The sequence below is a fragment of the Neisseria sp. HMSC070A01 genome (assembly GCF_001810165.1).
Lineage (GTDB): Bacteria > Pseudomonadota > Gammaproteobacteria > Burkholderiales > Neisseriaceae > Neisseria.
The window spans coordinates 1-12,710 of sequence record NZ_KV800126.1; the positions used below are offsets into that span (position 1 = coordinate 1).

10 protein-coding genes, 1 tRNA gene and 1 riboswitch are annotated in these 12,710 nt (G+C 51.0%); of the genes, 3 read left to right on the plus strand and 8 right to left on the minus strand.

The window, feature by feature from the left end:
* Positions 1-110 precede the first annotated feature (110 nt).
* The 7 genes from HMPREF2711_RS08560 to metK form a co-directional block, all read right to left on the minus strand.
* Positions 111-935, minus strand: coding sequence for an undecaprenyl-diphosphate phosphatase (locus HMPREF2711_RS08560; RefSeq protein WP_003745528.1), 825 nt, complete (start codon positions 933-935; stop codon positions 111-113).
* 44 nt (positions 936-979) lie between these two features.
* Complete coding sequence (locus HMPREF2711_RS08565; RefSeq protein WP_003745530.1) at positions 980-1,621, minus strand: thiol:disulfide interchange protein DsbA/DsbL; 642 nt, start codon at positions 1,619-1,621, stop codon at positions 980-982.
* Between the two features lie 11 nt (positions 1,622-1,632).
* On the minus strand, positions 1,633-2,736 hold the full coding sequence (locus HMPREF2711_RS08570) for an SPOR domain-containing protein (protein ID WP_070615989.1): 1,104 nt from the start codon (positions 2,734-2,736) through the stop codon (positions 1,633-1,635).
* 154 nt (positions 2,737-2,890) lie between these two features.
* Positions 2,891-4,387, minus strand: a complete 1,497-nt coding sequence (locus HMPREF2711_RS08575) for a YifB family Mg chelatase-like AAA ATPase (RefSeq protein WP_003745532.1) — start codon at positions 4,385-4,387, stop codon at positions 2,891-2,893.
* Positions 4,388-4,400: 13 nt separating this feature from the next.
* Positions 4,401-4,721 (minus strand): accessory factor UbiK family protein, encoded by a 321-nt coding sequence (locus HMPREF2711_RS08580; protein WP_003745535.1) that lies wholly within the window; start codon positions 4,719-4,721, stop codon positions 4,401-4,403.
* Between the two features lie 124 nt (positions 4,722-4,845).
* Complete coding sequence (locus HMPREF2711_RS08585) at positions 4,846-5,910, minus strand: DUF1176 domain-containing protein (RefSeq protein WP_070615991.1); 1,065 nt, start codon at positions 5,908-5,910, stop codon at positions 4,846-4,848.
* 167 nt (positions 5,911-6,077) lie between these two features.
* A complete protein-coding gene (gene metK / locus HMPREF2711_RS08590; protein WP_003745540.1) occupies positions 6,078-7,247 on the minus strand; it encodes a methionine adenosyltransferase in 1,170 nt (389 codons plus the stop codon).
* Positions 7,248-7,420: 173 nt separating this feature from the next.
* A riboswitch (SAM-I-IV-variant riboswitch) is annotated at positions 7,421-7,531 on the minus strand.
* Positions 7,532-7,639: 108 nt separating this feature from the next.
* Here metK and HMPREF2711_RS08595 point away from each other — a divergent pair.
* Positions 7,640-8,521: a lysophospholipid acyltransferase family protein gene (locus HMPREF2711_RS08595; protein ID WP_003745542.1), complete on the plus strand. Its 882-nt coding sequence runs from the start codon at positions 7,640-7,642 to the stop codon at positions 8,519-8,521.
* Between the two features lie 49 nt (positions 8,522-8,570).
* On the opposite strand, the gene HMPREF2711_RS08600 is transcribed toward HMPREF2711_RS08595, so the two are convergent.
* Positions 8,571-8,647, minus strand: a tRNA-Pro gene (locus HMPREF2711_RS08600).
* 201 nt (positions 8,648-8,848) lie between these two features.
* On the opposite strand from HMPREF2711_RS08600, the gene recC reads away from it, so the two are divergent.
* Both recC and HMPREF2711_RS08610 read left to right on the plus strand, forming a co-directional pair.
* A complete protein-coding gene (recC, locus tag HMPREF2711_RS08605; RefSeq protein WP_070615993.1) occupies positions 8,849-12,151 on the plus strand; it encodes an exodeoxyribonuclease V subunit gamma in 3,303 nt (1,100 codons plus the stop codon).
* Positions 12,152-12,154: 3 nt separating this feature from the next.
* A complete protein-coding gene (locus HMPREF2711_RS08610; RefSeq protein WP_003745546.1) occupies positions 12,155-12,652 on the plus strand; it encodes a thioredoxin family protein in 498 nt (165 codons plus the stop codon).
* Positions 12,653-12,710: the final 58 nt, after the last annotated feature.

A 12,710-nucleotide genomic window follows, 5' to 3' on the forward strand; every position in this document is an offset into this window, starting at 1 on the left:
TAATGATGCGGAGTGTAAGCCTTTTATGGGGTGACAATAGGGTGGAATGGAGATAGGAAAGTAAAAAGGACGTGCGCGGGCACGTCCTTTGAGGAGAATGAAGGGAGCGATTATTCGCTCCAGCTGACTATGCCTAGCATCCAAGTAAGGAGAATCAGACCACCGAATACGATGCGGTAGTAGGCAAAAGGAACATAGTTTTTACTGGAAACAAATTTCAGCAAAGCTTTTACTGCTAATAAACCGGCGATAAATGCTGCGATAAAACCGATGGCAATTTGTCCGACATCTTGTAAGGTAAAGAGTTTATAGTTTTTTAAGATGTCGTAACCTGTTGCCGCAATCATCATTGGTACAGCAAGGAAGAATGAAAATTCAGTAGCTGTTTTACGTTCTAATCCCCACAGCATACCGCCCATGATGGTACTGCCTGAACGTGATGTCCCAGGGATAAGGGCACAAATTTGGGCGCATCCTACAACAAATGCGTCAATTGGGCGCATATCATCGACATGGTTGACTTTAGGTTTGGCTGTTGTTTGGCGTTTTTCAACCCATAAAATGAAGAAGCCGCCCAATATTAGCATGGTAGCAACGGTAATCGGGTTGAAAAGATGCAATTTAATTTGTTTACTGAATAAGAGGCCGACAATCGCAGCGGGGATGAACGCGATAAATAAATTCAGCACAAAGCGATTGGCTGTTTGCTCTTTGCCTAGTCCTTTTATGATATGGGTAAATCGTTGGCGATATTCGAATACAACGGCTAATACGGCACCGAGCTGGATGGCGATTTCGAATACTTTTCCGTTGCTTTGGAAATTCATCAAGTCGCCGAATACAATCAAGTGGCCGGTACTTGAAATAGGGAGGAACTCGGTTAAACCTTCGATGATACCGAGAATAAGTGCTTTAAATAAAATCAGAATGTCCATAAGTTTTCAGACGGCCTTGAGGCCGTCTTTCTTTTGTTGAATAGTTAAAGTGGTTTTGAGGATTGTTCGCGGCGGACTTTAATGATGAGCTCGTCTATGGTTTTCATACCGGCTTTCCAGTCGCTACCGTTGAAATTGACTTTGTATTTGCCACCGACAATGACAGTTGGTGTGTTTTCAATTCGATAAGTTTCCGTCAATTGCTGCATTTTTGCAGCAGCCGATGTGGCGGCAGGGTTGTTGTAGGCTTGAAGCAGTTTTTGACTGTCAAAACTCGTCTGTTTACCGACCCATGTGCGGAATACATTTGCATCAGCCAAGTTAATCTTCTGTTCGTAAACGGCTTTGAAGATGACTGGATTGGCCTGATATTTCAAACCTGAAAGATTGACGGCAGCGGCTACCTTGGCCAAGCCCAACATTTCGGGCATCCAAACGACGTGCTCTGTCCGTAAGGAAACATCTTTGGTGAAGGTTTTGCTGTGTTGCAACAAAACCGGATCGAGATGGTAACAATGGACGCAGAAGTAGCCGAAAAATTCTAGCACTTCAATTTTTCCGGCTTGCTGCTGCGGGATAGGGCGACTAAGAACGGTATAGTCCACGCCTTCAGTAGCAGCCTGCGCACTCAAACTGAGCAGGCTCAGGCTGAGTGCGGCAATAGTTTGTTTCATACGCTGCTTCATCAGTGATTCCATTATTTGGTAGAACGAATCAAGCTGTTGATATTATGGCCTTGCAGGTTTTTTTGCAGTTTCACAGCGGCTTCCTGCGGCATGGTGTTACTTTGAACTCGATAAATGGTTTTGTCGCCGTTTTGCGACTCAACCACTTTGGAAGACACACCTAAAATAGCCAATTTCGCACGTTGTGAATCTGCGCTGGAGCGGTCTGCATATGAACCAAGTTGCAGGAATGCCTTTTTACCGCTGTTGGCAGCTGCTTCGGCTTTTTCTGCCGATTGTTTGCCAGCGGCGTTGCTGCTTTCTTTTGTTGCAGAGGCATTTGCTGCTTTACGTGCTTTTTCGATGCTGCCGCTGTTGAGGATTTGCTCAGGTGTCGGCTTGTTTTGTTTTTTGGCTTCGGCCGCTTTTTTCTCAGCCAATTTGCGCTCGGCACGCTCTTTTTGTTTGTCGGTCAGTTGGTCGGCCGCTTTTTTGTCTTTTGCAGTTTTATCAGCAGCTTCTTTTTCAGCTTTGGCTTTTTCTGCGCGTTTTTTTTCTAATTCGGCTTTTTTCTCGGCCAGTTTTTTCTTGGCGGCTTCTGCTTCCGCTTTTGCGGCTTTTTCTTTGGCTTCACGTTCGGCTTTGTCGGCGGCAGTTTTGTCTGCTCTTTCTTTGGCTTCGCGTTCGGCTTTATCGGCAGCGGCTTTTTCAGCTTTTTCTTTGGCTTCGCGTTCGGCTTTTTCTGCTTCAGCTTTATCCGCTTTTTCTTTGGCCTCGCGATCGGCTTTTTCCTGAGCCTCTTTTTCTGCTTGTGCCGCTTTCTCTTCAGCTTCTTTGGCAGTCTTTTCAGCCGCTTCTTTTGCTTTGGCTTCTTTTTCCGCCGCTTCTTTTTCAGCTTTGGCTTTTTCTTCATCTGCTTGGCTGGACGAATTGTCGGTGGCAGGGCGTTTCTCTGCTTTGTCTTGAGGTTTCAGGATTTCAGGTTCTTCACTTTGTTTAGGCTGGGTCAGCTCTTTGAAAACGTTTTGGTTGCCTTGGTTCAGGAAGAACAAAATACCGGCAATAATACCTGTTGCCAGTATCAGGCCGAAAAAGAAACCGGCCAAGCCTTTGCCATATTGTGTAGATTTTTTCATGACTTACCTTGTAATAATGGATTCAGACGGCCTGAAGGGAGACTGTCTGAGTTTGAATTCGATATTTTATCAATAACCGTTATGGACGGCAAAATCCTGATGCTTTGTTTACTCTAGTTTTACTTAAACATAAAGATTCAGGCCGTCTGAAAAGTTAGAGGGCGCGACGGAAGCCGATGGCTTTCATCACATGGGTTTTACTGACTTCTTCGTCGCCTGCCAAATCGGCCAGCGTACGGGCGACGCGCATGATGCGGTGGAAGCTTCGTGCGGATAGGGACAGTTTTTCGAGCATGGTTCCCAAGGCTTCTTGCGCTTCTTTTTGGATACGGGCTTTGCCATCGAGTTCGCTGACACTCAATTCGGCATTAACCTTGCCTTGTCGGCCGTATTGGATTTTACGCGCGGCGGTAACGCGTTTTAATACGGCGGCACTGGATTCGCCGGCTTCTTGTTGCATCAGCTCGGCGGCGGAAAGGCTGGGTACTTCGATGGTTAAATCAATGCGGTCGAGTAATGGTCCTGAAATTTTGCTTCGATAACGGGCGATGCTTTCAGGCGTGCAGCGGCAAGGTTTGGACGGATGACCGAGATAGCCGCAAGGACAGGGATTCATGGCGGCGACGAGCTGGAACTTAGCCGGATAAACGGCTTGGCGTGCGGCGCGGGAAATATGGATTTCGCCGTTTTCCAAAGGTTCGCGCAATACTTCCAATACTTTACGGTCAAACTCGGGCAATTCGTCTAAAAACAACACACCATGGTGCGCCAATGAAATTTCACCCGGACGCGGGTCGGAACCGCCGCCGACCATGGCGGCCGAGCTGGCGCTGTGGTGGGGGCTGCGGAAAGGGCGGTTGCTGTCGAGTTGTTGCTGATGATTGGGCAGGAGCGAACGCAATGCCCAGACTTCGACCAATTCGTCTTCGGTCAAAGGCGGAAGGATACCGGGCAAACGTTGCGAAAGCATGGATTTGCCCGTTCCCGGAGGGCCCATCATCAGTAGGCTGTGTCCGCCTGCCGCGGCGATTTCCAAGGCGAGGCGGGCGGTATGTTGGCCTTTGACATCAGCTAAGTCGGGTATTTTACTTTGTTCAGGCGGCCTTTGTGGCAGTTTGCATTCGGTTTGTGTCAACGGTTCGATACCGTTTAAATGTGCGGCCACTTCGCCTAAAGAACGCGCTCCATAAACCGCGATACCGCGCATGACGGCAGCCTGTTCGGCATTTTCTTGCGGCAAGACGAAAGAACGTCCCGCCTGCATGCCCTGCCATGCCATGGCCAGCGCGCCGCGTACGGGACGCAGCAGCCCGGACAGCGCCAATTCTCCGGCAAACTCATATTGCGCGAGCTTTTCAGGATTAATTTGTCCCGATGCGGCAAGAATGCCCAAGGCAATCGGTAAATCGAAACGGCCGGATTCTTTGGGGAGGTCGGCCGGTGCGAGGTTGACGGTAATTTTCTTGGCGGGGAAGTCGAAGCCGCTTTGGATGATGGCGGCACGCACGCGGTCGCGGCTTTCTTTGACTTCAGTATCGGGCAAACCGACGATATTGAAATGTGGCAAGCCGTTGGCAAGGTGGGCTTCCACTTCGACCAACGGCGCGTTCATACCGCTTAAGGCGCGGCTGTAAACCAAAGCAAGCGACATGTTTCAGACGGCCTTATTCGGCGGCTTCGGTTTGTTGTACGATTTCGGCAACCGCTTCTTCGGCAGCTTCTTCGGCAGCTTTTAAAGCAGCTTCTTCAGGCTCTTGGGCGGCTTCGAGTTTGGCCAAACGGGCTTCCAATTCGGCCAGCTTGGTACGGGTTTTAATTAAAACTTGTTGTTGGATGTCGAATTCTTCTCGGGTTACCAAATCCATGCGGCTGAATGCGCTGCCGAGCATGGCTTTAACGTTTTTTTCCATGTCTTTGGCAGGGCTGTTGGCGATGGTTTCGCTGATTTTGGAGCTGACTTCTTCAAAAAGTTGTTTGCCGAACATAATCCGTATCCTTTATTCAGAATGTATATAGAAATTCAAGTGGCTATTGTATAAGGAAAAAGGCCGTCTGAAAACGGGAATTTTGAGACGGCCTTTGCTTCCTATCGTAAATATTCCGTGTCTTTTAACGCTCAACACGGGCTTCAAAAACAGGCATCAACCATGCGCCTCCCGTGAAGCCTTTACATGAACCGGTGGTGTGTTCCTCACTGCGGACAAACGTTTTACCGTCCCACACCGCCGCATTGCTTGTCCAGCAGTCGCCTATGCCGCGGCCTTTGAAGCTACCGCTGAGGGTGGCTGTTTTCTCGTCGAATCCGCCGTGCCCGCCGTATACCATCGGCGGCAGCACTTGTTCGATTTTGGTCAACTCTTTATCGGCAATGGCATAGTAGCCGCTGGTTTGATAAGCACCGCCGATACAGATGGCCGAAATCAACACCTGACGATCGTTGAGCGGATGGACATACAGGTTGCGGTTCCAATCCATTTGCTCTTTATTGTGCAGGGCGTAACAGTAATTATCGTCGCCTTCGGAAACGCGGTTGCTGTTGCGCAGCAGCTTCATGACGGCGTTGTGGCGCGGTGTGTCTTGTTCCAGTATATCGCCTGCTGTTTTCGGTACGGCAACGGCGCGGATGACGGGCTTAGGCTGCGGGCTGAGGACTGTCTGACTGCTGTTGCCTTTGCGTATCAGCGCGGAAGGCGTGTTCAGACGACCTTGGAATTCGTCCGCTTTCAACATTGCTGCCGCCGCGCCTTTGTCGGACAAATGCCATTCATATTTTCCAGAGCGGATGCTGATTTGGCTTTCTTTTTTCAATGCTTCGAGCAAGGCATTGGTTTGCGCGCTGCTCAATTTGCCTTGGCCTGTTTTGTTCAGCGCTAATTTGCCCAGTGATTTGCCGTTCAATACCAATTCGTTGCGGGTTGCAATGCTGGCGAGTTGTGCGTCATCGTCATTAAATGGCAGTAGGGAAACTTCGCCGGCCACGGCGGAGTTCGCCCCCGCTTTTCGGGTTAACAAGATGGAAACCGGCGTTTCTGTTTCATCCGCCTGATATCCCGCAAGACGGCAGGTGCCGGTATTGTCGCAGGCAATGTCCCAGTCTTGGTAATTTTGATAAAAGCCTTGAGGCGGAGCAGCCAGTGCGGTGGCAGGCAAAACAGCCAGCAGCCATTTTTTCATGATGTATTCTTTCAATTTTATTTATGTAGATTCACAAAGACAGCATAGCAATCCAAAATTTGTTACGCTGTTTTGTGAAAATACGATGTGTCGTTCGTAAAAAGGTTTGAATATTTAGATGTAAAAAAGGCCGTCTGAAACTCCCGTTCAGACGACCTCCATGCTTTTTATACGCCTGAGGCTGCTTTCAATGCGGCTGCTTTGTCGGTACGCTCCCAAGTAAACTCAGGCTCTTCGCGGCCGAAGTGGCCGTATGCGGCGGATTTGCTGTAAATCGGGCGCAGCAGGTCGAGCATTTGGACGATGCCTTTAGGACGCAGGTCGAAATGTTCGCGAACTAAAGCAATCAGTTTTTCTTCGCTGATTTTGCCGGTGCCGAAAGTGTCGATGGAAATCGAAGTCGGTTCGGCAACGCCGATGGCGTAGGAAACTTGGATTTGGCATTGGGTTGCCAAACCGGCGGCAACGATATTTTTCGCAACATAGCGGCAGGCGTAGGCGGCGGAACGGTCCACTTTGGACGGGTCTTTGCCGGAGAATGCGCCGCCGCCGTGCGGAGCTGCGCCGCCGTAGGTATCGACGATGATTTTACGGCCGGTCAAACCGCAGTCGCCTTGAGGGCCGCCGATGACGAAGCGGCCGGTCGGGTTGATCAGGTATTTGGTTTCATCAGTCAGCATTTCAGACGGCAGAACCGGTTTGATGATGTGTTCGATCACGGCATTTTTCAGCTCTTCGTAGCCGATAGACGGATCGTGTTGGGTGGACAGGACGACGGTGTCGATGCGTTTTACTTTGCCGGTTTCGCTGTCGTAAACCACGGTCAGCTGCGCTTTGGCATCAGGACGCAGCCAAGGCAGGCGGCCGTCTTTGCGCAATTCGCTTTGGCGTTGCATCAGGCGGTGGCTGTAATAGATGGCAAACGGCATCAGGGTCGGGGTTTCGTCGCAGGCATAGCCGAACATCAAACCTTGGTCGCCCGCGCCTTGGTTCAAGTCGATGCCTTCGCCTTCGTTCACGCCTTGGGCGATGTCGGGGGATTGTTGGTCGTAGTACACGCCAACCGCGCAGCCGTTGGCGTCAAAGCCCAGCTCGGACGAGTTGTAGCCGATGCGTTTGATGGTTTCGCGTGCGACTTTGATATAGTCCACTTGGGCGGTGGTAGTAATTTCGCCTGCCAATACGCACAAGCCTGTGTTGACCAAGGTTTCAGCGGCGACACGTGCTTTGGGGTCTTGCGCCAAGATGGCATCCAAAATCGCATCGGACACTTGGTCGGCAACTTTATCCGGATGGCCTTCGGATACCGATTCGGAAGTAAACAGATATTCGCTCATTGCTATTCTTTCATTAAAAACAGGCTGCTGTGTTTTCAGACGGCCTTTTATTTCGGACAGCGGAAATCATAACAAAAACTCCGCTTTTTCTCTATACAAGTGAGAAACATTCGCACTTGCCTGCTGTTTCGGAATCCTGTTGCGCGTTTCTTACAGGCAAAAAAATTCCCGCATTAAGCGGGTTTGGATTGCTCTGGCGAGCCACATCGGTTTTTCAACCGTCCACCTTACCTTTCCGTTTGAAAAGCAGGTTGGCATGGAATTCCCAACTCTTAATGCAGCGCGGATAGTAGCAGAAAAGCAGGTGTGCCGCAATATATTTGCCCGAAGTCTGTTTTGTTCAGACGGCCTGTTTCGTTTACAATCTGTCCACTTCATTTTGGTAAAACCTTATGCAAACGCTTGTTACCTTTGTTTTTAAATTTTTGGCCGCGCTGCCTTTGGCTTGGTTGCACAAATTAGGCAACCTGCTGGGTAGTTTGGGTTTCCGCGTGCTGTCGAAAGATCGCCGGCGTGTTTTTGAAAACATGAAACTTGCCGGATTGAACCCGACGGACGAGGCAGTGAAAAAAGTTTTCCGTGAAACGGCAAAAGGCGGCTTGGAATTGCCGGTGGCGTTTTTCAGACGGCCTGAGGAAATTGAAAACCTGTTTGTCAGTGTCAACGGTTGGGAGCATGTTCAGACGGCCTTGAGTGCGGGCGAAGGTTTGCTGTTTATCACGCCGCACATCGGCAGCTATGATTTGGCGGGCCGCTACATCAGCCAGCAGCTGCCGTTTCCGCTGACGGCGATGTACAAACCGCCTAAAATCAAGGCTTTTGATGCGGTGATGCAGGCAGGGCGTGTGCGCGGCAAGGGCAAGACTGCGCCGACCAGCATTCAGGGCGTCAAACAAATCATCAAGGCCCTGCGCGGCGGAGAAGCGACCATTGTGTTGCCGGACCATGTGCCGTCTCCGGAAGAAGGCGGCGACGGCGTGTGGGTGGACTTTTTCGGCAAACCTGCCTACACCATGACGTTGGCGGGCAAGCTGGCGCAAGTCAAAGGCGTGAAGGCTTTGTTTTTCTGCGGCGAGCGTCTGCCCGACGGGAAAGGCTTTGTCTTGCACATCGAGCCATTGCGCGGCGAGTTGAACGGCGATAAGGAGAACGATGCGCGCGTGATCAATGAAAATACCGAATATTGGATACGCCGTTTTCCGGAACAATATTTGTTTATGTACAACCGCTACAAACATCCCGAAGGCGCGCCTTTCCCGCCGCCGGAAGTATAGGCTTGCCGAATGTAAAAAAACCTGCTTGGATTCAAGCAGGTTTTGTATTTGGTCGGAATGAGAGGATTCGAACCTCCGACCCCTTCGTCCCGAACGAAGTGCGCTACCGGGCTGCGCTACATTCCGAATGTGGGGGAATTATAGGATAGGAGAAGCCGGTTTGTACAGGGGGTCGATAAATAATTAATAATTGGCCGCCGATGGATTTGTTTTAGGCCGTCTGAAGCGATGTGTTTCAGACGGCCTGTGTTTTTGTTTGCCGCTTCTGCTGAAGCATTTGTCCTAATGGCATTATAATGTGGGCAATTGTTTTTTAGATTGTCTGCTATGTTTTATCTTTATCAGTCCGACCGTTTGGAAGCGCTTGCCGAAATGTGCGCGCATATTCATCAGGCCTTGCCTTTGGATGCGGTATTGGCACCGGAAGAAGTGGTGGTGCAGAGCCAGGGGATGCGGCGGTATCTGAATGTGTTTTTTGCGCGCAAACTCGGCGTGGCGGCGAATTTGAAGTTCAGCCTGCCGGCCGGTCTGGCGTGGCAGCTGATGCGTAAATTGGTTCCCGATGTGCCGCCGCTCAGCCCGTTTTCGCCTGAGGTCATGCGTTGGCGTTTGCTGGATTTGTTCCGCAGCGAAGCGTTTCAGACGGCCCCGGAATACGAAAACGTGCGCCTGAAGCTGGAAAGTTATTTGCACAGCTCGGCATCGGCGGATTATCAGCTTGCCGGACAAATGGCGGATATTTTCGACCAATATTTGGTGTACCGGCCGGATTGGATTGATGCGTGGCAGGCTGGGAAGCTGCTGGGTTTGGGCGATGATGAGGATTGGCAGGCGCGGCTGTGGCGTTATTTGGACGATGGCAGCCAATCTGCGCCGCACCGCGTGGCCTTGTGGGAAAAGTTGTTGGCGCAGTTGGATAAATCGGTCTTGCCGCAAAGGTTGTTCGTATTCGGTATTTCAACAATGGCGCCGATGTATCTGCAACTGCTGCACCAAATTTCCAAGCATTGCGATGTGTTTGTGTTTGCGCTCAACCCGAGCAGCCAGTATTGGGGCGAGGTCATCGACGAGGCGCAGATTTTGAAAAGGGGCGATGAGGCGGATTTGTCGCAAGCAGGGCATCCGCTGTTGGCTTCTTTGGGCAAGCAGGGACGCGATTTCTTTGATTTTCTGGCGGAAGTGGAAACCGAGCAGGATATTCAGGTTTATGAAGAAGGAAAAGACGATACCTTGTTGCATTGCCTGCAAAACGATATCCAAAACTTGATCATGCCGCCGTCTGAACGCTTATATCAACAGGAAGAAGGCGAGGCAGGCGCGCAGCAGGCTTGGGTTCAGGTTCACGATGCGGACGGCAATCCGGTGTGTGTTGAGTCGGATAAACTGTTGAATGACGGCTCCGTTAAAATCGTCGCGGCCCACAGCCCTTTGCGCGAACTGCAGATTTTGAAAGAAGAGCTGTCGCTGGTGTTGCAAAATAATCCCGACTGGCAGCCGCACGATATTGCCGTTTTGACGCCGAACATCGAGCCCTACAGTCCGTTTATCGAAGCCGTTTTTGGACAGGAGCAGGCAGGCAGTCAGGCTTTGCCGTATTCGATTTCGGATGTGAAACTCAGCCGCCGTCAGCCCTTGCTGTATGCTTTGGCGCAAACTTTGGACTTGCTGGAGAGCCGGTTTGAAGTGGACAAGGTTTTACCTTTGCTGGAAAGCCGGTTGGTACTGCAACGCTTCGGTTTGAGCGAGGAAGATGTGCCGCTGCTGCATGAGGCTGTTGCCGGATTGAATGTGCATTGGGGTTTGGACCAAACCATGCGCGAGGGTAAAGACAACCTCTTTACTTGGCAGCAGGCGGTAGAGCGTTTGGCCTTGGGCTGGATGCTGCCCGAAGGCGGCCACGGTATGTGGCAGGGCGTGAGCGCGTGGCATAGCAACGTCAACCAGTTGGACGTGTTCAGCGGTTTTGCTGAATTTATCCGTACTTTGGCCGATATGGCGGCGCAATGGCAAGAGCCTGCCGATGTGGAAGGCTGGGTGCAGCGTTGCCGCGATTTGCTGGAGAAACTGTTTGCCCCGGATACGGACGACCAATACGCCAAGCAGCAGTTTGAGCAGTCTTTGGCGAAATGGCAGGAAGAGGCGCAGTTGGCCGAATTTGACGGATTGTTGCCGTGTAAAACCGTTATCCGCCATATCCGCCGTTTTTTGGACAGTGAAAGCCAAGCCGGATTTTTGAGCGGCGGCATCACTTTTTGCAGTATGGTGCCGATGCGCAGCCTGCCGTTTAAAATGGTTTGCCTGCTGGGTTTGAATGACGGCGATTTTCCGCGCAATACCAAAGCGGCGGTGTTCGACCTGATTGCCAAACATCCGAAAAAAGGCGACCGCGCCCGCCGCGACGACGACCGTTATCTCTTCCTCGAAGCCTTAATCAGCGCACGCGAAATGCTGTATTTGTCTTATATCGGCCGCGATATACGCAATGATGCCGAGTTTGCGCCGTCTTCGTTAATCAGCGAGCTGCTGGATACCATTGCCGCCATGACGGGGAAAAGCGGGCGTGAGTTGTCGGAGAAATGGGTGAAACATCATCCTTTGCAGGCGTTTTCGCGCCGTTATTTCCAAAAGGACGCGCTTTCAGACGGCCTCTTCAGCACGCGCCAAGATTACGCCGATGCGCTGAACCAACCGCCTGCGGAAGCGCAGCCGTTTTTCCTTGAGGCTTTAAGTCAGGAAGAACCGGGCAAAACCATTCAGCAGGGCGAGCTTATCAGTTTTTGGCGCAACCCTGTCAAAGTTTGGCTGAAGAGAAATTTAAGCTGGGATCAGCCGTATTTGGACGGCGCCTGGGAATCTGCCGAACCGTTTGAGCCGCAACATGAAGGCCGGATTGCCGATGCCTATTTGGATGCGCGGCGCAAAGGGGAAGATTTTGAAGATACGGCCATTCGGCTGAATGCAGAAAGCCTGATGCCGGTAGGCGAGTTGGGCGGCTTGTGGCAGAAGCAGTATCAGATATCTGCGAAAAACGTAGATGCCGAGCTGATACGCAGTGACAAAAGGCCGTCTGAACCTTATGAATTACACTTTGACGACTTGGTTGTACAAGGCACCATCGGCAATCTTTACGAATGCGGACGCATTGTGTTCCAAAACCAAAAAGACAATGCGCCCAACCGCATTGCCCGTTTATTGGAGCATTTGATTTTTTGTGCCGTCGCCCCTCAATCCGTTGCCAACCGACAAACCTATATTGTCAGCCTGGGACAGACCGAAACCTATGCCGCCATCGGGCAAGAGGCCGCGAGAGAGCTTTTGAAAGAATGGTTGGTATATTTCCGAATCGGACAAAATACCCCCTTGCCGTTTTTCGCCAAAACCAGCCTTGCCGCGGCGGAGGAGTACGGCAAAAAAGAGGATTGGGATGCCGCCTTGAGAAAAGCCCATGATGTTTTTAACGGCAATAAAATGAGCAAAGGGCAGAAAGAATATACCGAAGTGAAGCTGGTGTTTGGTCATTCGGACGAAGCGCCGCTTGAAGAGCCACTATTTGAAAACCTTGTCGTCAATCTGCTTGTTCCGCTTTTGAACAGCGCTGCAGGGAAAAACAATACAACAGAACAGGAGTAAAGCATGGCCACTTATACAGAATATTTGGATTTTGATACCGAAGAAGACAAATTGAAACAGCAGCAGCTCTATCAGGCAACTGAGCTGTCGGCGCAAACGGTAGCGGCGGTTAAAAAGATCAGCCGTCCGCAAAACTGGCTGCTTGCCGCTGCACCATATTGCCCTGATTGCCGCGTGTTTGTGCCGTTTATTCAAAAAATGGCGGAGTTGAACCCCAATATCCGCGTCAACTATATTGCCCGCAACGATTTTGACGACAGCAGCCGTTTTGAGAATCCGCGCCAACAGGAAATCGTCCGCGCCAATCAAAAAATCCCTGCGCTGTTTTTGATGGGGCATGAAGAGGCTGGGCCTGTGTTTAACGAGTTTCCACAAGTGGTGTTGAACCAAATTGCGGCAGATGAAACCCGGCGCACGGAATTGCGCGATGCGTACCGTGCCGGCGAGTTTAATGCCGATATTGAGGCTCAGATTGTAGCGGCGTTGGCATGGGCAGAGTAGCGGTGTTGAGCAGATATTGCTGGTGTGTAAGGATGTGTTTTGAACCGCTTTGATATTT